General features: G+C 70.7%; 15 protein-coding genes. 6 read left to right on the top strand and 9 right to left on the bottom strand.

Going from position 1 to position 18,988, the window contains the following annotated elements:
• The first annotated feature begins 275 nt into the window (after positions 1 to 275).
• Positions 276 to 470 (top strand): hypothetical protein, encoded by a 195-nt coding sequence (locus tag KZ820_RS06000; protein WP_219747664.1) that lies wholly within the window; start codon positions 276 to 278, stop codon positions 468 to 470.
• A 141-nt stretch (positions 471 to 611) separates the two neighbouring features.
• On the opposite strand, the gene KZ820_RS05995 is transcribed toward KZ820_RS06000, so the two are convergent.
• Positions 612 to 2,699, bottom strand: coding sequence for a catalase (locus KZ820_RS05995; RefSeq protein WP_219747663.1), 2,088 nt, complete (start codon positions 2,697 to 2,699; stop codon positions 612 to 614).
• Positions 2,700 to 2,869: 170 nt separating this feature from the next.
• Positions 2,870 to 3,304, bottom strand: coding sequence for a pyridoxamine 5'-phosphate oxidase family protein (locus tag KZ820_RS05990; RefSeq protein ID WP_219747662.1), 435 nt, complete (start codon positions 3,302 to 3,304; stop codon positions 2,870 to 2,872).
• A gap of 215 nt (positions 3,305 to 3,519) precedes the next feature.
• On the opposite strand from KZ820_RS05990, the gene KZ820_RS21770 reads away from it, so the two are divergent.
• The 3 genes from KZ820_RS21770 to KZ820_RS05980 all read left to right on the top strand — a co-directional run bounded on the left by KZ820_RS21770 (position 3,520) and on the right by KZ820_RS05980 (position 5,478).
• Entirely contained in the window at positions 3,520 to 3,675 is a 156-nt protein-coding gene (locus KZ820_RS21770; RefSeq protein ID WP_258047748.1) for a hypothetical protein, read from the top strand.
• Between the two features lie 107 nt (positions 3,676 to 3,782).
• Entirely contained in the window at positions 3,783 to 4,979 is a 1,197-nt protein-coding gene (locus KZ820_RS05985) for a DUF2252 family protein (protein WP_258047747.1), read from the top strand.
• Between the two features lie 163 nt (positions 4,980 to 5,142).
• A complete protein-coding gene (locus KZ820_RS05980; RefSeq protein ID WP_219747660.1) occupies positions 5,143 to 5,478 on the top strand; it encodes a hypothetical protein in 336 nt (111 codons plus the stop codon).
• A gap of 110 nt (positions 5,479 to 5,588) precedes the next feature.
• Here KZ820_RS05980 and KZ820_RS05975 read toward each other — a convergent pair whose 3' ends face one another.
• Genes KZ820_RS05975 through KZ820_RS05950 form a run of 6 tightly spaced genes read right to left on the bottom strand, consistent with a single transcriptional unit; the run spans position 5,589 to position 14,350 of the window.
• Positions 5,589 to 6,434 (bottom strand): SGNH/GDSL hydrolase family protein, encoded by an 846-nt coding sequence (locus tag KZ820_RS05975; RefSeq protein WP_219747659.1) that lies wholly within the window; start codon positions 6,432 to 6,434, stop codon positions 5,589 to 5,591.
• Positions 6,401 to 7,552 carry a glycoside hydrolase family 76 protein gene (locus tag KZ820_RS05970; protein ID WP_219747658.1) on the bottom strand — a complete coding sequence of 384 codons (1,152 nt, stop codon included), beginning with the start codon at positions 7,550 to 7,552 and terminating at the stop codon, positions 6,401 to 6,403. The genes KZ820_RS05975 and KZ820_RS05970 overlap by 34 nt, the downstream gene beginning before the upstream one ends.
• Positions 7,552 to 10,338, bottom strand: coding sequence for a TonB-dependent receptor (locus KZ820_RS05965; RefSeq protein WP_219747657.1), 2,787 nt, complete (start codon positions 10,336 to 10,338; stop codon positions 7,552 to 7,554). Before KZ820_RS05965 ends, KZ820_RS05970 begins: the two co-directional genes overlap by 1 nt.
• Positions 10,339 to 10,375: 37 nt before the next feature.
• A complete protein-coding gene (locus KZ820_RS05960; RefSeq protein ID WP_219747656.1) occupies positions 10,376 to 12,100 on the bottom strand; it encodes a class I mannose-6-phosphate isomerase in 1,725 nt (574 codons plus the stop codon).
• Positions 12,087 to 13,016 carry an ROK family protein gene (locus tag KZ820_RS05955; protein ID WP_219747655.1) on the bottom strand — a complete coding sequence of 310 codons (930 nt, stop codon included), beginning with the start codon at positions 13,014 to 13,016 and terminating at the stop codon, positions 12,087 to 12,089. Before KZ820_RS05955 ends, KZ820_RS05960 begins: the two co-directional genes overlap by 14 nt.
• Complete coding sequence (locus KZ820_RS05950; RefSeq protein WP_219747654.1) at positions 13,013 to 14,350, bottom strand: sugar porter family MFS transporter; 1,338 nt, start codon at positions 14,348 to 14,350, stop codon at positions 13,013 to 13,015. The genes KZ820_RS05955 and KZ820_RS05950 overlap by 4 nt, the downstream gene beginning before the upstream one ends.
• 261 nt (positions 14,351 to 14,611) lie before the next feature.
• Here KZ820_RS05950 and KZ820_RS05945 point away from each other — a divergent pair, with 261 nt between their 5' ends.
• Complete coding sequence (locus tag KZ820_RS05945) at positions 14,612 to 15,799, top strand: ROK family transcriptional regulator (protein ID WP_219747653.1); 1,188 nt, start codon at positions 14,612 to 14,614, stop codon at positions 15,797 to 15,799.
• Between the two features lie 12 nt (positions 15,800 to 15,811).
• Here KZ820_RS05945 and KZ820_RS05940 read toward each other — a convergent pair whose 3' ends face one another.
• A complete protein-coding gene (locus KZ820_RS05940; RefSeq protein ID WP_219747652.1) occupies positions 15,812 to 17,242 on the bottom strand; it encodes a glycoside hydrolase family 125 protein in 1,431 nt (476 codons plus the stop codon).
• A gap of 174 nt (positions 17,243 to 17,416) precedes the next feature.
• On the opposite strand from KZ820_RS05940, the gene KZ820_RS05935 reads away from it, so the two are divergent.
• Positions 17,417 to 18,868, top strand: coding sequence for a glycoside hydrolase family 125 protein (locus KZ820_RS05935; RefSeq protein WP_219747651.1), 1,452 nt, complete (start codon positions 17,417 to 17,419; stop codon positions 18,866 to 18,868).
• Positions 18,869 to 18,988 lie beyond the last annotated feature (120 nt).

Here is an 18,988-nt window from a genome sequence, read left to right as displayed (position 1 = left end):
GTAGATGTCGAGTCGACGGCCGTCGCCGCGTAAGGTTCAGGTAAGCTGGTCTTCGTAGACCGCATCGCGGCAAGCGCCGGATCGCAGCGACCTGGTCGCCCGCCGATGGTTCGATCAGGTAGCGCGGGTGAGCCAGCGCGGGGAACGGATCGCTACTGTCTCGCGGGCCATCGAGGAGCGGTGAAGCGGGATGCGCGCCGGCAGATGAGAAGACGCGATCGGGGGGATAATCGATGCCGAGTTACAGACTGGAGCACAGGGTCAACGATCGCGTCATGGCCTCGGTCCGCTTCGCGCGGGCGAGTGATGACGGCGCACGTCTCGCCGTGATCCTTGCTGCCAGCCGCATCGGTCTGTTCGCGGATCAGGCAACCGATCAGGCGCTGACCTTGTCGAGCGAGGGCGGTGCGGAGGTTTTCGCCATGACCAGCGAGTCGATGACGCCAGGCCTGCTGCAACATCACGGATGACGGCCCGCGCTCGCGTGGTCCGCTGTCGCGAGCCCGGGAACCGACCGGCTGACGTGGCGACGAGGTGAATAGGCGACACGCGCGCCCGAAAGGTGCGGCGCCGCGGCTGGTCCCGCGGGACAGGACCAGCCGCGGCGTCGATCACGCCAGCGTCCGGACGCTGGGCTCCCGATCCCAGTAGCGCTTCTTCGCCGCCTCGACGAAGCCGGCCAGGTCGGTGACACCGTCGTCAGGCTCGACGCCCGCCTTGTCGAGCAGCGGCTTGGCAGCGGCGTTGTAGCCGATCGCTTTCAGGTGACCGAACGCGTCCATCACCCATTGTACCGCCGCCCCCTCCTTGAGCAGCTTGGCACAGGCAGCCTCGGCCAGGATCACCGCGCAGGCGTCCACCGTCACGGAAGGCTGGCCGAACAGTTGCGCGTCCGCGGTGATGGCGGAGCCGTCGGCGAGCGGCACCTTCCCGACTTTGGGCGCGATCGTCATCGGCGTGCCGCCGGCCTGCTTCACCGCGGTCTTCACCGCGTCGAGCTCGCCGGCGTCGGTGCCGTCCGCGATCAGGATGCCGACGGTGCGACCCTCCAGCGTGTGCTTCTCGAGCGGACCGCGAATGATGCGGAGCGCCGGTGAGGGATCCATGTCGAGCACCGGCGCGGCCGTCTTCGACGCGGGGGGCAGGTCCATCGCGAGTCCGTCGGCGACGCGGCTGGCGAGACTCTCGTCGACGTTGCGAAGATTGGCCATCACCGCCACGCGGATATGCTCGATGCTGACCTTGCTCAGCTCGAACACCAGCGCCGAGGCGATATGCGCCTGCTCGGCCGGATCCATCGAGCGGAAGAACAAGCGCGCCTGGCTGTAATGGTCGGCGAAGCTCTCCGGGCGGACGCGCAGCTTCGGGCCTTCTTCCTGCGACGGGAAGGTGGTGTAACCCGCGGTCGGATCCTCGCGCGCGCCGGCTTCTTCGCCCGCTCGGGCCAGGCTGTTGGGCTCGTAGTTGGCGCGGCCTTTCGGCACCGCCATCTGCATGTGGCCGTCGCGCTGCTGGTTCATGAAGGGGCAGCCCGCCGCCGCCGCGCGGCCCTTGGCAGCGTTGATCGGCAGCTGGTGGAAGTTGACCGAGCCGAGCCGCGAAAGCTGCGTGTCGGTGTAGCTGAAGAGCCTGCCCTGCAACAGTGGATCGTTGGAGAAGCCGATGCCGGGGACGACATGGCTCGGGACGAACGCGGCCTGCTCGGTCTCGGCGAAGAAATTGTCGGGGTAGCGATCGAGCACCATCTTGCCTACGATCGTGACGGGCAGGACCTCTTCCGGGATGATCTTGGTCGCGTCGAGCACGTCGTACGGCTGGCTGTCGGCGAACTCCTCGTCGAACAGCTGCACGCCCAGCTCCCAGGTCGGGAAGTCACCGCGATCGATGCTCTCGAACAGGTTGCGGCGCTGGAAGTCGGGATCGGCGCCGGCGATCTTCACCGTCTCATCCCAGATCGTCGAGGCGAGACCCGCCTTGGGCTTCCAGTGGAACTTGACGAAGGTGCTTTTCCCTTCCTTGTTGATGAAACGGAAGGTGTGAACGCCGAACCCCTCCATGTTGGCGAAGGTCCGCGGCAGCGTTCGGTCCGACATCGCCCACATGATCATGTGGGTCGATTCAGGCATCAGGCTGATGAAGTCCCAGAAGGTGTCGTGCGCGGTCGCCGCCTGGGGATAGCCGCGATCGGCTTCCATCTTCGCGGCGTGGATCAGGTCGGGGAACTTGATCGCGTCCTGGATGAAGAAGACGGGGATGTTGTTGCCGACGAGGTCCCAATTGCCCTGGCGAGTGTAGAACTTCACCGCGAAGCCCCGCACGTCGCGCGGCGTATCGACCGACCCCGCGCCGCCGGCGACGGTGGAGAAGCGCGTGAACACCTCGGTGCGCTGGCCCTCCTTCTGGAACAGGTCGGCGACGGTGATGTCGGCCAGGCTCTTCGTGCACTCGAAATAGCCGTGGGCGGCAGAACCGCGCGCGTGGACGATGCGCTCGGGGATGCGCTCGTGGTCGAAATGATTGATCTTCTCGCGATATATCTCGTCCTCCAGCAGCACCGGCCCGCGCGGGCCGGCCTTCAGCTGGTTCTGGTTGTCCGCGATCGGCGTCCCGTGATTGGTGGTGAGGACAGGATGCGCATCGTCGGCGACCTGATGCGTTTCGCCACCTGCGCCGGCGCTGCGTGAGAATGACTCGGCCATGTTAGCTCCTTGGGAATCAAGCGAGCGAACGGATCAGCGCGGGTCTCGGGTACATGTATAATCTAAATCAGCACGATCGGCCGGCGAGACGCGAGGGCGGCGGGCGCGGCAAGCCGCTGCAACGCCTCGAACAGCTGCGGCCGGCGCGTCTTCCGCCCCTGCGCCGTGGCTCAGACGGCGATCTCGCCTTCATCGCCGCCGTCCCAATAGCGGATCCGGTCCGCTCGGACGACGATCATGACGATGCCCGGTGTGTCGATGCCCTCCGGGAAATAGCGGTCGAGGTCCTTGGTCCAATGCGCCTCGAACTGCGCCTGGTCCTCGATCAGCAAGGCCCGTCCCTCGACCGCGACGAACAGCGGCGGGCCGCCGAGCATCCCGACGGCGCCGGTGTAGCTCAGCGTCACCGCGGGGTCGGCGCGGATGTCGGAGATCTTGCGCGAGTCGTCGATGGCGAAGAAATAGCTGTCGCCCCGGTATTCGACGTCGCCGTTGTTGCTCATCGGCCGCGCGGTGAGCGCGCCCGCGGCGGATCGCGTGGCCAGCATCGCGAAATCGAGCTTCGCCATCTTTCGTGACAGCTCGTGCAACGTCAGTTCGGCCATGTGCCCTCACGATCGGCGACATACACGTCGGCGACCGCCGCCAACTCACTGATCCGCCTTGACCTTCTCAACGATGCGCGGGCGCGCTGGTTCATCGGTCTCGGCTGTTCGCCTGATCGTGCGACCGCTTCTCGCCGATCGACGTGCCGGCACTTGTCCCAGCGCGGGACCACAGCGCCTCTATCATCGCCGCCGCGGTGAGCTAAGCGGGCAATGTGTCTGAACATGTCCGCTACCTCGCCGCGCGTCGCCCTTCCGTGGACGGCGAAGAGCAATGGGGCCTTTATCTGCCGACCGAGGATCGCTGGATCGATATCGTTTTCCGTTCCAAGCGCGAGGCGGAGCGGCTGATCGACGAGATGCGCCAGTAAGGGAGCTCATTCGCGCCTCTGATCGCCGAGGCCAGCCACGGCGACGGAACGACGCGAGCCACGCGCCGTTCGGCGGAGATGACGATAACCCATATCAGGCGACCCGATTGAACGGCGTCGTCCCGTCGCAACGCCGAGGAGCGCTCAGCGCCGCCCGCGACGCCAAGATGGCCCGATCCGCCCACGCCTATGTTCGCGGCAACACCGCGCGCTTCTACGAGTGGCTGGCGGCCGCACCGGTCCGCCTGCCCGAGGGGCCACCGGTGTGGATCTGCGGCGACTGCCATCTCGGCAACCTCGGCGCGATCTCCGACGGCGGTGAGGGACTGGACGTCCATATCCGTGATCTGGATCAGGCGGTCATCGGCAATCCGACGCACGACCTGATCCGGCTCGGCCTGTCGCTCGCCACCGCCGCGCGCGGTTCGGACCTGCCCGGCCTGGCCACGATGCAGATCCTTGATGCGATGCTCGCCGGTTATGTCGCCGGCATCGTCGATCCGGTCGCGGGTCAGGCCGGGGTGGAGCCCGATGCGGTGAAGAGCGTGCGCCGCCGCGCCGCGCGGCGACGCTGGAAACATCTCGCGCGCGAACGCCTGGAAGGCGGCGAGCCGCGCCTGCCGCTCGGGGACAAGTTCTGGCCGCTCACCGACCGCGAGCGCGGGGCGCTCGACGAGCTCTTCTCCCGTTCCGACGTGTGCGACATGGTACTCTCGCTCGATCCGAGCAATCGCCGGCGCCGCGTCCGGCTCGTCGACGCGGCCTATTGGATGAAGGGGTGCAGTTCGCTCGGGCTGCGACGCTATGCGGTGCTCGTGGCGCTCGATCGCACGCGGCGGCGCTCGCGCTACGCCTTGGTCGACATCAAGGAAGCGGTGGCGTCGGTCGCGCCGACCACCCACGCCGCCGCGATGCCCGCCGATCCGGCCGAGCGCGTGCGTCGCGCCGCCTGCGCGCTGTCTCCCTTCCTGGGCTCGCGCATGCTGCCGGTGACCATGATCGACGGCTCCTTCTTCATCCGCGAGCTCGCGCCGCAGGACCTCAAGATCGAGGTGGAGCAATTCTCCCGCGACGAGGCCGTGCGGGCGGCGCGCTATCTCGCCTTCGTCGTCGGCGTGGCGCACAGCCGGCAGATGGACGCGAGCAGTCGCGCGATGTGGGGTGAGCGGCTGCTCGCCGACACGACCGACGACAATGGCACGCCGACGTGGCTGTGGCGCAGCGTCGTGGCGCTCGCCGGCCAGCATGAGAGCGGCTATCTCGACCATTGCCGCACGGTCGCGCTGCGCCGGCTGGCAGCGTAGCACGACCGTCGAGGTGGACTGCCGCGCGGCCGTCGGGTCTCGCGAGGGGCGATGCGTGTCTCGCGAGAGGTCGGCGACGCGAGCCTCGCGTCGGCAGCTTTCGGTTGGAAGCGCCGAACCGCTTGGCTACAGGCTGGCGACCGCGGTGGAGGCGGATCGAGCGATGGCCAGACGTTCCAAACATGATCCGTACGATCATCTTCCGCAGGAGGAGGAGGTCGCGTCCGCGCCGGTGCCGTGCTGGCTCTGCGGGCGGCCGACCGGCAAGACGATCGTGTGGCATCATCCTGTGCCGAAGAGTCGTGGCGGCCGCGACGTCGTGCCGATGCATCCGATCTGCCAGCAGACCCTGATCGCGAACTTCACGAACTCCGAACTGCAGCGTCACGGCATGGACGTGAGCGGTCTGCTCGATCATCCGAACGTACGCAAATTCGTCGACTGGGTGGCGAAGAAGGATCCGGATTTCACCGCGACCATCACGAAGAAGCAGCGCTGACAGCTCGACACCCGGCCCGCGATACGCGGGGCGCTGCTCGTCCTGGCGACCGCGCGCCGCGGTCGCGCGCGGGCACTACCGCCTGTCGACGACGCCGACGGGCGCACGGGTCAGCCGGTGTTGTCCAGCAGGCGGACGAGCGCCGCCGCGACCGCGGCATGTCCCGCCGCGGTCGGGTGCCACGACGCTCCCGTGTCAGAGCGCCCGACGGCATAGGGCTCGGCCGAGCAGGAATCGTGGCCGCGCGAGAGCGCGCCGGCGCGCAGCAGCGTCGCGCGCTCGCGCCGCGCCACCGCCGCGGTGACGCGCGCGAGCTGGCGGACGGTCGCGCGCGCCCGCGCCAGCCTCGCCGCGTCATAGGGGATGGAGGCGCAGGGCCGCACCGGCAGCATGTCGAGATAGTCGACGAAGACGAGCCGGGCGCGCGGCGCGCGGCGGCGCACCTCGCGCGCGACCTCGGTAAGGTTGCGCTCCAGTCGCGTCCATTCCGCCGCGCTCGGGGCGGGCGGCGGGCCGCAGCGCGGAGGCGCACCGTCGCGCGCGGGCGTGCACTCGGCGCGGGCGAGATCGCCCACGAGGTGCACGTCATTGCCCCCGATCGTCACCGTCACCAGCCGGGTCGCGGGGGTGAGATGGTCGAGCTGCGCGGGCAGCTCGTCCCAGGCGCGGAGCAGATGCTCGGTGGTGGCGCCGCCGCAGCTCGCGTCGACGAGGTCGAGGTGCAGCCGTGCCGCGACCAGCCGCGGGTAGTTGTTGACGGTCTGGCCGCAGCGCACCGGCGTGGCGGGCGCCGGCGCGCCGATCCGCGCACCCGCCGCATAGGAGCTGCCGAGCGCGACATAGGTCGAGCCGGGCGGGGGCGCGGCAGCGGACGCCGGCGCCGCGGCGAGCGCGAGCGCGAAAAGCGCGACGGCGCCGCGCATCAGTACAGCAGCGCCCAGTCGGCCGGTCGCCACGCCGACACTGCCTCCACCTGCACCAGCGCCGCGGTGTCGATCAGCTCGGCGCGGCGACCGGCGAACTGGACGAGCCCGGCGGCATTGCGCCGGCGCCGCCACATGCGATCGGCGTAGCCGCGCATCGCATCTAGGTCGCCGCGCTCGCGCGTCGCGTCGGCGAGCAGCAGCAGGTTCTTGAAATAGATCGCGTTGAAGGGCGGCGGCTGATCGTCGACCTGGCCGCCCGCGACGAGCTGGTCGCGGCTCGCGGCGGCGATCCTACGCGCCTCGGCGAGGTAGCGCCCCTCGCCGGTGGCGCGCCACAGCAGCACGTTGACGCCGACCGGGACGCCCTGGTTGTAGCTCCACACGCGCGGCTCGATCGTGCCGTCGCGCTTGATATGGTCGGCGTAGAGGCCATCGCGCCGCTGCAAGGTCGCGTTGGTCCAGCGATAGTAACGCAGCGCGTCGTCGAGATAGGCGCGCTCGCGCGTGATCAGGTACAGCCGCACGCCGAGCTCGGCCGCGGGCATGTTCGACACGGTGTTCCGGTCGCCGTTGTCGCTCTTCTGCGTCCATACCACCCCGCCGGGCGAAGGCAGCCCCTTCTCCTCGGACCAGCCCGAGCGGATCAGCGCGAAGATTGCGCGCGCGCGGCGCAGCGACTCGGCGTCGCGGCGGAAAAGGTGGTGCTGCACCTCGGCGAGCCCGACCCACATATTGTCGTCGTAGTAGAGATCGTCGCCGCGGCCGAGCGGTGCCACCACCTTGGCGAGATGGCCCGCGACGCCGGTGGTCGAGGTCGTCGACCAGTAGCGCTGCTGCGCCGCGCGCACCTGGGCGAGCGCGGGCGCGAAGCGGCGACCGGCGGCGCCCGGCATCATCGCGAGGTCCAGCAGCGCCACATGCGCCTGCGAGAAGGGCCATTCGGTCGAGTAACGCTCGTCCCCCGCGCGCGGCGGGTGATACTCGCGGTAGAGCCCGGTGCCGTCGCCCACCGCGAACGCCTTCTCGAGCGCCGCGTGCCAGGCGAGCGCGCGCGCGCCGGGCGCGGGGGCGGTCCCCGCCGTCCCCCGCGAGCCGGCGAGCGCGAGCGCGCCGCCGACGAAGGCGCGTCGCGTCGGAAGCGCCGCCATCAGAAGCGGAACCGCGCGCCGAGCGCGAAGACGCGGCTCTCGTACCGCACGTCGCGCGGGTAGCTCGCGTTGGCCAGCCCGGGCACCGCGCGCAGCGCGCGATAGGGCGAGCCGGTGATGTTGCTGACGTCGAAGGTCAGCGTCACCGCCTCGATCGCGGCGACCGACAGCGAGAAGTCGAGCCGCTCGATCGGCCGGTTGAACTCGGCGCCGATCAGCTGCCCGGCGTTGTCGGTGGCGAAGAAGTTGGTCACGCGCGAGCGCCAGTTATACGCCAGCCGCGCCGACACCGGTCCCTTCTCGTAGATGCCCACCGCGTTGTAGCTCCACTTCGACACGCCGGGGATGTCGCTGTCCTGCCCGGCCTCGCCGAGCGCGATCGGGAGCGCCTGCGACGCGTCGATATAGGTGGCGTTGAGCTGGGTACCGAAGCCGCTCAGCACGCCGGGCAGGAAGTCGAAGAAGGTCTGGAACGCCACCTCGGCGCCCTGCAGCCGGCCCTTGCCGCCGTTCTCCGGCCGGTTGACCGTCACCAGTGTGGGATAGCCGAGGTCGACCTGGCTGTTGAGATTGGTGATGAAGCCCTGCACGTCGCGCCGGAAGATCGCCCCGGTCAGCGAGCCGGTCTTGGAGAAATACCATTCCAGCGACGCGTCATAGTTGGTCGACAGGATCGGTTGCAGGTTGATGTTGCCGCTGTTGCCGGTGATCGGCGTCACGCCGGGGCTGCCGATCGTCACCGCCGGGTTGAGCTGGTTGTACTCGGGTCGCGTGCGCGTCTCGGTGGCGGAGAGGCGGAGCTGGAGCTGGTCGGTGAACTTGGCGCGGAATGAGGCGCTGGGCAGCACGTCGACATAGTTCTGCCGCGAGGTGGTGGTCTGAAGCTCCCCGCCGACCAGCGCGTTGCCGGTCAGCTGTGCCTTGGTGTTGACGATGCGCGCCCCGACCACGCCGTCGACCGGCACGCCGCCGACGTCGAAGCCGTAGTGGAACTGGCCGTAGAAGGCGTAGGATTTCTCCAGCGCGTCGAGCCGCTCGTTCTGCACATAGGCGGGGATGTCGGAGTTCCACAGCGCGCGCTCGGCCTGCGCGTTGGCGGTCCCGATCTGGTCGAGGCCGCTCCGCGCGAGATCGCGCAGCGCCTCGATATTGTCGACGATCCCCGCCCGCGTCGGCGCGTACCACTGGCTCAGCCCGGGGGCCTGGCCGCCGCGGAAGCCGCGGTCGATCGGCGTGCCGGTATCCCCGCCGGGGATGTCGGAGAGGCGCAGGCCGAGCGGGCGCAGCGTGGCGTAGCGGCCGCCGCTCTGCAGCCGTGCGTCGCGATCGGTCAGGCGGAAGCCGACGTCGAGCTGGGTGATCACGGGCAGCTCGGTGTCGAGCTTGAGGTCGACGCGCCACTGGATGCCCTTGCCGGTCGCCAGCGAGCGGCGGTCGTAGATGCCGCGCAGGATGTAGCTGTTGGGATCGTTGGCGGCAAAGCCGGGCAGGCCGAACTGGGCACCACCGTCCTGCCCGCCGATGTCGAAGACGAGGTTGGCGGACTGCGCGGTCGCCGGTGCGAAGTCGACGTTATAGTCGGTATATTCGGCCTTGGAGTCGGTATAGGCGAAGTCGGTCGTCAGCGTCGCGCGCCCGGTCTTCCACGATCCGCCGATTGCGCCCTGATAGGCGTTGGTGCGCCCCGCGCGCGTGCTGCGCGAGAAGTCGATGCCGCGGCCGTTGGCGAAATCGGGCGTGACGGTGACGCTCTCGAGCGTGCCGGGCTCGGCGGCGTTGCGGACGATGTTGCTCAGCGCCGGGTTGTTGTTGACGAGGTCGAAGCCCGCGAAATCATTGGCGACGTCGGTGCGCGCGCCCTGAAACAGCCCGTCGACGTAGAATTCGAGGTTGGGGGCGGGGCGCCACTGGATCGTGCCGTTGACCGACGGCCGCCAGCGCTTGCCGCGGTCGTAATAGACGCCGGCGCTCTCGGGCAGCACGAAGTCGCGCGGGCCGTCGACCGGCTGGTTCGCGCCCGGGCTGACGATGTTGCCGTTGATGTAGCGCGACGAGGTCAGGTAGTGGAGCTGGGTGTAGGACACGTTGACCAGCGCGCCCAGCTCGCCGATCGCGGTGTCCCAGCGATCGGTCACCAGCACGTTGAAGTTGGGATCGTATTTGCGTGCCTGGTCGCCGTAGGTGCCCCGCACCGCGCCCGCGATCTGGAAACCGTCGAAGTCGAACGGGCGGCGCGAGCGCACGTTGATCAGGCCGGCGATGCCGCCCTCGATCAGGTCGGCACTGGTGGTCTTGTACACCTCCAGCCCGGCGAGCGCGCCCGCGGGGAAGTCCTGCAGCGCGACGTTGCGCAGCTCGGCGGTGAACATCTCGCGGCCGTTGTAGGTGGTGGTGAGGTTGGGCAGGCCGCGCACTTGCACGCCGCCGGCCTCGTCGCTGCTGCGGTTGACCTGCACGCCGGTGATCCGCGCCAGCGCCTCGGAAGCGTTGTTGTCGGGCAGCTTGCCGATGTCCTCGGCCACCACCGCGTCGACGATCTGGTCGGAGTCACGCTTGAGCGCCTGTGCGGTCTGGAGGCTGCGGCGCAGCCCGGTGACGACGATGTCGTCCGAGCCGGGCGCCGCGGCGACCGCGCCGTCCGCCGCGGCCGGCGGCCCGGCCTCGGCGGGTGCCTGGCCTTCCGGCGCGGCGGGTGGCGCGTCCTGCGCCATGGCAGCGCTGGGCCACAGCGAGGCCGCGGCGAGCGCGAGCGCGGAGGTCCGCGCGAGCTGGTTCAACTGGATCATGGTCACTCTCCCCTGCGTTCTTGTCGTTGCTGTCATGTCACTGGCCAGTCGGTCGCACCCAGGCGCGCATCACCGCGCAAGTCGCGCCGGGCGGCGCGAGCGAACGCAGGCGGTAGCGGCCGAGCGCCGCCGGGATCACGAAGGTCTCGGCATAATGGACCTCGAAGGGGGCGAAGGCGTCGCTCGGGCTCTCCACCACCGCCGCGGTGCCGGCGACGAGGTTGAGGACGTTGAGCGTGCCCGCGGTGTCGAGCTCGACGCTCGTCTCGAACCAAGCGCGCTCGGTCTCGATGAACTCGAGCGGGTGCAGCCCGGTGCGCTCGCGGCGCCAGTTGCTGCCGCTCGCGACCGGCGTGACCTGGTTGACTAGCTCGGTGCGCGTCACCGTCTCGCGGCGGGTCCAGTCGATGTTGGCGAGGCCATGCTCGAGGTGGATCGGGCGAGGGCGACCGTCGAGCCCGACCCGGCCCCAGTCCCATAGCTTGAAGGTGAAGATATACGGCGTGGCGCTGATCTCGAGCACCATCGCGTCGCGCCCGGAACAATGGATCGTGCCCGCGGGGATGAGAAAGTGATCGTGCGCGCGCGCGGGGAGGCGGTTGACCAGCGCGTCGACGTCGGGCGTGGGCCCGCCCGCCTGTGCCGCGGTGAGCGCCTCGGTGACGGCGTCGGGCTCGGCCGCGTCGGTGAGCCCGAGATAGACGCAGGCGTCCGCGCCGGCGTCGAGCAGGTAATAGCTCTCGTCCTGGGTGTAGGGCAGGCCGAAAGCGGTGCACGCATAGTCGGCGCGCGGGTGGACCTGGAGCGAGAGGTTGCCGCCCTCCATCGTGTCGAGCAGGTCGAAGCGGATCGGGAACTCGGCGCCGAAACGCGCGACGATGTCGCCGCCGAGCAGCGCGTCGGGGCGGAGCCGCACGAGGTCGAGCGCGGGGAGCTCGAAGGCCTCCTCGCCGAAGCCGAGCAGCAGGCTGTTCTCCTCGGGCACGCAGTCGAAGCACCAGGCGTAATTGGGCGGGCCGTCGGGCAGGTCGAAGTTGTGCCGCATCCACTGCCCGCCCCACGGCCCGGCGTCGAAGAAAGGCACGACGCGGAACGGGCGCGCCGCCACCGCGTCGAGCGAACGATGATAGGTGTCGCCAGCGATCATCCGCGGCACCGGCCCGTTCGCCTCCATGACGAAGTCGGCGTCGGGCAGCAGCGCATATTTGACCGCGTCGCCGACGCGCCAGTCGACGAAGAAGGCGCGGCGGTAGAGCGCCGCAGCGCGCGCGGAGCGTTCGCTCCCGCCAAGGCTGGCGATCTCGCCGCGGCGCTGGCGCTGCTGGAGCTCCCAGCGCGCCATCGCGACATAGACCAGCCGGTCGCGCGCGGGCAGCACGGTGGCGGCGCCCGGACCGACGACGACCGTGCGACGACCCGGCGCGCGCTCCGCGCGCCACGCCGCGACCTTGGCCTCGTCCAGGAAGTCGGCGATGCCGATCGCGGGGAAGCGCGCGAACACCGGGTCGTCGCCGAGCATCTCGTCGATCTCGGCGTCGAGCACCGCGGGATCGCGGAACAGCGCGGCGGTGTCGACCACCTCCGCCTCGGGCCAGGCCTCGCGCAGCACCGCGACGATCGCCGCGACCGGCGCGCCGGGGTAGCATTCGACGCAGAGGTCACACGCCGCGGCGAGCCGCGGCAGGATCGCGCCCCACCCGACCAGGCAGACGTCCGCCGCGTCGTCGACGCGGACGACGGGCCGCTTGTCATAGTTGGTCACGATGGCTCTCCCACAGCGGCGTGGCGGCGAGCAGCGCGGCGTCGGCGCCGAGCGTGCCGCGCAGCACCAGCGGCGGCTCGCCCAGGCACCAGGCGTGGCGGCGCACATGCGCCTGGATGAAGGGCACCACCTCCGCCGCCGCGGCGACCCCGCCGGTGACCAGCACGCGCGTCGCGTCATAGGCATGGACCAGGTTGAGCGCGGCAGTGGCCCAGGCGGCGAGGCAGGCGGTGCGCAAAGTCGCGGCGCCGTCGTCGCCGTCGCGCGCGAGGTCGAACACCGCCTTGAGGTCGGGCGCGGCGAGATCGTGGAGCGCGCCGCGCCGCGGCAGCGCCGCGATCAGCCGCGGCAGCGCCCAGCTCGACGCCAGCGCCTCGGCGCAGCCCAGGTTGCCGCACAGGCACGCGGGCCCGTCGATCGCGACGGTGAGATGGCCGCCGAGCACCGAGGCATGCCCGCTACGCCCGCGCACCACCGCTCCCTGCATCAGCGCGGCCGAGCCGATCCCGGTGCCGAGGCTGAGAAGCACCGCGTCGTCGGCGTCGCGCAGCGCGCCGTAGCGATGCTCGCCGAGCAGCGCCATGCGCCCGTCAACCTCGAGCATCAGTGGTAGGCCGAGCCGCTCGCTCGCCCAGCCAGCGAAGTCGAAGCCGACCGCATCCTCGAACTTGCCCGCCGGGGTCGAGACCACGCGACCCGAGCGGGGGTCGACCAGACCGGGGAAAGCGATCGACACGCCGGCGGCGGGTTCGCTGCCGCGCAGCGCCACCAGATGCGCCTCTAGCGCCGGCAGCACCGCCGCGAGCGAGGACGGCGCGGTCACCTTTAGCTCTCGCCGCCCCTCCACCGTGCCGCCGCGGACACGCGCGCAGGCGATGTGCGAGCCGCCGACGTCGACCGCGAGATAGGCGGTCATCGCGCCGGCTCCGGCGCGCCGCGCATCTGCCGCTCGATCTGCTCGAGCGACGCTGCGCGCGTCTCGGGGAACCAGCGGAACACCAGCACGCACTGCGCCGCCATGCACGCGGCGAAGAACAGGAACGGCGCGGCGGGCGAGGCGGCGGCGGCGACGGGGAAGATCGCCGCGACCAACGCGTCGAACAGCCAGATCGTGCCCGCGCCCAGCGCCTGGCCCGCGGCGCGCGCGTGCGCGGGGAAGATCTCGCTGAGATAGACCCAGATCACCGCGCCCTGCGAGGTGGCGAAGGCGGCGATGAAGCCGACCAGCACCGCCAGCATCAGCGCGCGCGGCAGGAGGCCGAGCATGACCGCGGTCGCGGCGAGCAGCAGCACCGCCATCGCCGCGCCGCCGGCGAGGAGGAGCGGGCGGCGGCCGAGCCGGTCGATCAGCGCCATGCCGACGAGCGTGAAGACGAGATTGGCCGCGCCTACCGCGATCGACTGCAGGTCGGCGGAGATCTGGCGGAACCCGGCCGCGGCGAAGATGTCGTTGAGATAGTAGAGGATGGCGTTGATGCCGGTGAGCTGGTTGAGCGCGCCCAGCACGATCGCCAGCATCATCGGCCGCGGCGCCTCGCGCCACAGCGACGCCAGCGATGCCGCGCGCGCCGGCGGGGCAGGGGGCACGTCGACCGCGGGATCGCCGTGGAGCAGCAGCGCCGCCGCCGCGGCCTCGTCGCGCCGGCCGCGCAGCATCAGCCAGCGTGGGCTGTCGGGCACCGCGACGAGCAGCAGCTGGAACAGCGCGGCGGGCAACGCGGTCAGCCCGAGCTTCCACCGCCACGCCGCCGCCGCGTCCGCCAGCAGCGCGCCGACCGCAGCATTGCTGGCGTAGGCGAGCAGGATGCCGGTGACGATGCTGATCTGGAAGCTGCCGACGATCGCCCCGCGGCGCGCGGGCGGCGCCACTTCGGCGAGATAGACCGGCGCGAGCACCGAGGAGGCGCCGATCGCGACGCCGGCCATGACGCGGAACAAGATCAGCGCGCCCCAGTCCCACGCCAGCGCGCAGCCGAGGCCAGAGACGAGGTAGAGCGCGGCGGCGAGCCGCAGGCCGGCACGTGCGCCGCGGCGGTCGCCGTACACGCCCGCTACCGCGGCGCCGACCATGGTCCCAAGCAGCGCGGACGAGACCGTCACGCCCAGGGCGGCGGGCGACAGGCCGAACTGTGCGCGCAACGCGCCGGTCACGCCCGCGATCACCGCGGTGTCGAAGCCGAAGAGCAGGCCGGAGAGCGACACCGCGAAGGCGGTGAACAACAGGCGCGCGCGCGGTGCTGCACTGCCCATGGCACGCTCCTCCCGACCGGAGGCGACGCGATGCGATCGCGCCACCCTCTCCCTCCTGCCTCACCGGGTCGCGCTCTGTGTCACGCCCTTGGGAGGCGCGCCGCGATCGGGGCAGTCGCCGTCCTTTCCCGCGATCCGGCGAGCGCGTCAATTTAAAAAAGAAAGTAGGTGTAAGTTTGATGCAGAGCAGCAGTTGTACCTGAGGCTCGCGGCGTTTACCTGTGAAAGGCCGCTTCTCGGCAACCGCTTCGGAGACCCTTTTTGCCCCTGCCACCACATGCGACGGGAGCGAGCGGGACGGGCCAGCGGACGCTGCACGGCACCAACCCGGCGCGCGCGGGCGAGCGCAACGAGCGGCTCGTACTCGAGGCAATCCTGCGCGCCGGTGAGTCGACGCGACTCCAGCTCGCGGAGCAGACCGGCCTGTCGCCCGCGGCGATCGCGAACATCACCCAGCGGCTGACCGACCGCGGCTTCGTGTTCGAGAAGGGCCGGCGCACCGGCGTGCGCGGCATGCCCGCGATCCGCTTCGCGGTGAACCCCGACGGCTGCTTCAGCTACGGCGTCAACATCGACCGTGACCATATCACGTTGGTGGCGCTCGATCTCACCGGCGCGGTGCGCGCGCGCTACACGCAGGAGATCGACTTCGCCGCGCCGCGCGCGGTCACTGCCTTCATCGGCGACGCCCTCGCCACGTTACTCGACGGGGGCCTGGTCGAGCGCGACCGCGTGCTCGGCATGGGCGTCGCGCTGCCGGGCGGGCTGGGGCACGTCGACCTGCCCGGCCTGCCGCGCGCCTATGCCGAGTGGGACAGCATCGACCTGCCCGCTTTGCTCGCGCCGCTCGGCGCGTGGCCGGTGATCACCGAGAATGACGCGGCCGCGGCGGCCATCGGTGAGGCGCGCTTCGGCAGCGGGCTGGCGCACCGCAGTTTCTTCTACGTCCTGCTCTCCGCCGGTCTGGGCGGCGGGCTGGTCGTCGCCGGCAACTATCACCATGGCGCGACCGGCCGCGCCGGGCGGATCGGCTTCCTGACCGATCGCGCCGGCGCGCCGCTCCAGTCGATCGTCTCGCTCTCGGCGCTCAAGGCCGATCTCACCGCGCACGGCGTCGCGCCGATCGCGCCCGCCGAGCTGGCGAGCGCCGACGCCGCCGCGGCCGCGGTGATCCGCGGCTGGATCGAGCGCGCCGCCGCCGCGCTGGCGGGGCCGATCGCGACGATCAGTTGCCTGATCGATCCCGGCGCCATCGTGATCGGCGGGCGGCTGCCGGTGTCGCTTATCGACGAACTCACCGCCGCGATCGAGCGGCACCGCGACGCAGTGGACGATCCGGTGGTGCCCGCCGCACCCGTGCTGACCGCGCAGCTCGCCGCCGACGCGCCCGCGATCGGCGCCGCGATCCTGCCCTTCAACGACCTCGTCTTCCTGTCGCCCGCCGACTAAGCCGCGTGCGCCTCAGAGGCGCTCGGCGAGCAGCCGCGGGTAGCGCGCGGCGACCGCGCCGATCATCTGCCCGAACATGCCGTTGACCCAGGCGAACCAGGCGCGGGTGAAGCGCGCCGGATCGTCCTTGTGGAACGACTCGTGCATGAAGCCGGTGCCCGCGTGCGTCGCCTTGAGCGTGCGCAGGCAGTCGCGCACCACCCCCTCGTCACGCGTCACCATCGCGCGCGCGATGAGCGCCATCGGCCACACCTTGTCGAGCCCCATGTGCGGACTGCCGATGCCGCTCGCGGCGCTGCCCTGAACGAAGAAGGGGTTGCGCGGGCTCCACGCCAGCGCGGCGGTGCGCTGGTAGAGCGGGTCGTCGACCGACGCCGCCTCGATCAGCGGCAGGCCGTACAGGCTCGGGATCCCGGCGTCGTCGGCGAACAGCCAGTTGCCGAAGCCGTCCACCTCATAGGCCCAGACCTGCCCGCCGCGCCCGTCGGGCACGATCGCGTGCGCGCGCACCGCCGCCTCGACCTCGTTCGCCAGTGCCTCCGCTTCGCGCGCCGCAGCGGCGTCGCCGCGCGCCTCGCGGTGGACGCGCGCGACCTGACGCAGGCTCGACACCGCGAACAGATTGGCGGGGACGAGGAAGGGGTAGACGCAGGCGTCGTCCGAGGGGCGAAAGGCCGAGTGGATCAGGCCGACCTTGTTCGAGGGCGGGCCATGGCCGTCGAGCATCAGACTGTCGGTCGGGATCTTGGTCAGCCGCTGGTAGCGGTATGGCCCCGGCGCCTCCTTGCGCTGCTGCACGCGCAGCGTCTCGACGATCAGCGCGGCCGAGCGGCGCCACAGGTCGTCGAAGGGCGCGCGGTCGCGCGTGATCGCCCAGTAATCGTGCGCCAGCCGCATCGGGTAGCACAGCGAGTCGATCTCCCATTTGCGCTGCGCCACGCCCGGCCGCATCTCGGTGTCGTCGAGCGTCGCCGAGTCGAGGTTGGAGCGCGCGCCGGGGTCGCGGACGAAGGCGTTGGCATAAGGGTCGATCAGGATGCAGCGCGCCTGGCGCTGGATCAGCCCGTGCAGCATCTCGCGCAGGGGCCGGTCGTCCCGGGCGAGAGGTAGATAGGGTTCGACCTGCACCGCGCTGTCGCGCAGCCACATCGCGTCGATGTCGCCGGTGATCACGAACGTGTCGGGCTTGCCGTCGATCGTGCCGGTGAAGACGGTGGTGTCGAGCGTGTTGGGATAGCAATTCTCGAACATCCACGCGAGTTCGGGGTCGGCGATGCGGGCCTTGAGGCGGCCGAGCTCGCGCTCCACCGCGGCGCTGACGAAGCGGCGTTTCGCCACCGGTGGGCGCTGGCTGACGAAGCCGGCCGGGGCGGCGCCAGCGGCGGGGGCGCCGATCGTCAGCGCGGCGGCGGCGCCCATGACGGCGCGTCGCGTCGGGTGCATGTCTCTCTCCTGGTCTGCCCCGGTGCGGCCGGTGATCGAGCGCGATGTGACACGGGGATGGAGGCACAGCAATCAAAAAGAAAGTAGGTGGAAGATTATGCCGCGACTATGCTAGCCAGGCGGATGAGAGGCGGGCGCCGATGTAGCGCCAGCCGGCAGACGAGGAGGTTGAGCATGGACGGTCGACACGGCGCCGGAACGGGTGCGACGCTCGGCCTCGACCGACGCACTGTGCTGGCCGCACCGGTCGCGTTCGCCGCCGCCCGGCCGGCCCGGGCCGCCACGGCGGCACGACCGTCGAAGCGTCCGCCGCTATCCGAGCGCCGCTTCCACAGCGCCGCGGTGGAGCGCGAGATCGTGCGCTTGAAGCGGCGGATCGCCGACCCGAAGCTCGCGTGGATGTTCGAGAATTGCTACCCGAACACGCTCGACACGACGGTGTTGTCGGTCACCGACGACGACGCCTTCGTCATCACCGGCGACATCCCGTGCCTGTGGCTGCGCGATTCCTCGGCACAGTTGCGCCCCTATCTTCACCTCGCCGCGGGCGACCCGGCGCTGACGAGGCTGTTCCGCGGGCTGATCGCGCGGCAGGCGCGCTGCGTGCTGATCGATCCCTATGCCAACGCCTTCCTGCAGGATCCGGGCGGGCGCACCGACCTCGACTCGTCGCAGCACGACCAGACGGAGATGAAGCCCGGTGTGGCGGAGCGGAAGTGGGAGGTGGACTCGCTCTGCTACGTCCTCCGGCTCGCGTCGAGCTACTGGCGCGCGACCAGGGATCGCGCGGCCTTCACCGCGGAATGGGCGGAGTCGGCGCGCGCGATCGTCCGCACCTTCCGCGAACAGCAGCGCCGCGACGATCTCGGCCCGTACCGCTTCCAGCGCAGCAGCGTGCAGCCGACCGAGACGCAATTGTGGAGCGTCGGCAATCCGACGCGCAAGGTCGGCCTGATCCACTCGAGCTTCCGCCCGTCCGACGACGCGACGATCCTGCCGTTCCTCATCCCCGCCAACATCTTTGCCGCGCGAACGCTGCGTGAACTCGCCGCGGTCGCAACCGAGGCGCGCGGCGACACCGCGCTCGCCACCGACGCTGCCGCACTGGCGGCGGAGATCGAGGCCGCGCTCGCCGCGCACGGCCGCATGCGGCTGGCGGACGGGAGCGAGGTCTGGGCGTTCGAGGTCGACGGCTTCGGCAACGCGCTGTTCATGGACGATTGCTGCGAGCTCTCGCTCTCCGGCCTGGCGTTCCTCGGCTGTGCATCGCTCGACGATCCGCTCTGGCGCCGCACCGAGGCGGCGGCGTGGAGCGAGCGTAATCCCTGGTTCGTCCGCGGTCGCGCCGGGGCGGGGCTGGGCGGGCCGCACGCCGGCTTCGACCTGATCTGGCCGATGGCGACGCTGGTGCGCGCTGCCTCGAGCCGCGACGACGCGCTGATCCGCGCGTGCCTCAGGTCGATCCGCGACACCGATGCCGACACTGGCTTCGTCCATGAGACCTTCCACAAGGACGATCCCGCACGCTTCACCCGGCCGTGGTTCGCCTGGGCGAACGGGTTGCTGGGCGAACTGATCGTGACCCTGGCACGCGACAGGCCGCAGACGCTGCGCCAGCGTCTGTGACACCCTGCGGGGATGCCGCCGACCACCGGCAGCATCGCCGTTCCGCGTGCCGTCGCTGCGTGAGCGGCGAGCGGGTCGAGCCGCGCTCGCGTCAGTCGATCGCTGGGGTGATCAGCATGG

The organism is Sphingomonas citri (genome assembly GCF_019429485.1).
GTDB classification, from domain to species: Bacteria; Pseudomonadota; Alphaproteobacteria; order Sphingomonadales; family Sphingomonadaceae; genus Sphingomonas; species Sphingomonas citri.
Note: the sequence above shows the minus strand (reverse complement) of the source record. Positions and strands in the feature narration are given on the sequence as shown.

Excerpts from the sequence above, each read along its gene's own strand:
- KZ820_RS06000 (WP_219747664.1), top strand. The coding sequence starts at position 276 with ATGGCCTCGGTCCGCTTCGCGCGGGCGAGTGATGACGGCGCACGTCTC.
- KZ820_RS05995 (WP_219747663.1), bottom strand. The coding sequence starts at position 2,699 with ATGGCCGAGTCATTCTCACGCAGCGCCGGCGCAGGTGGCGAAACGCAT.
- KZ820_RS05990 (WP_219747662.1), bottom strand. The coding sequence starts at position 3,304 with ATGGCCGAACTGACGTTGCACGAGCTGTCACGAAAGATGGCGAAGCTC.
- KZ820_RS05980 (WP_219747660.1), top strand. The coding sequence starts at position 5,143 with ATGGCCAGACGTTCCAAACATGATCCGTACGATCATCTTCCGCAGGAG.
- KZ820_RS05970 (WP_219747658.1), bottom strand. The coding sequence starts at position 7,552 with ATGGCGGCGCTTCCGACGCGACGCGCCTTCGTCGGCGGCGCGCTCGCG.
- KZ820_RS05965 (WP_219747657.1), bottom strand. The coding sequence starts at position 10,338 with ATGATCCAGTTGAACCAGCTCGCGCGGACCTCCGCGCTCGCGCTCGCC.
- KZ820_RS05955 (WP_219747655.1), bottom strand. The coding sequence starts at position 13,016 with ATGACCGCCTATCTCGCGGTCGACGTCGGCGGCTCGCACATCGCCTGC.
- KZ820_RS05950 (WP_219747654.1), bottom strand. The coding sequence starts at position 14,350 with ATGGGCAGTGCAGCACCGCGCGCGCGCCTGTTGTTCACCGCCTTCGCG.
- KZ820_RS05940 (WP_219747652.1), bottom strand. The coding sequence starts at position 17,242 with ATGCACCCGACGCGACGCGCCGTCATGGGCGCCGCCGCCGCGCTGACG.
- KZ820_RS05935 (WP_219747651.1), top strand. The coding sequence starts at position 17,417 with ATGGACGGTCGACACGGCGCCGGAACGGGTGCGACGCTCGGCCTCGAC.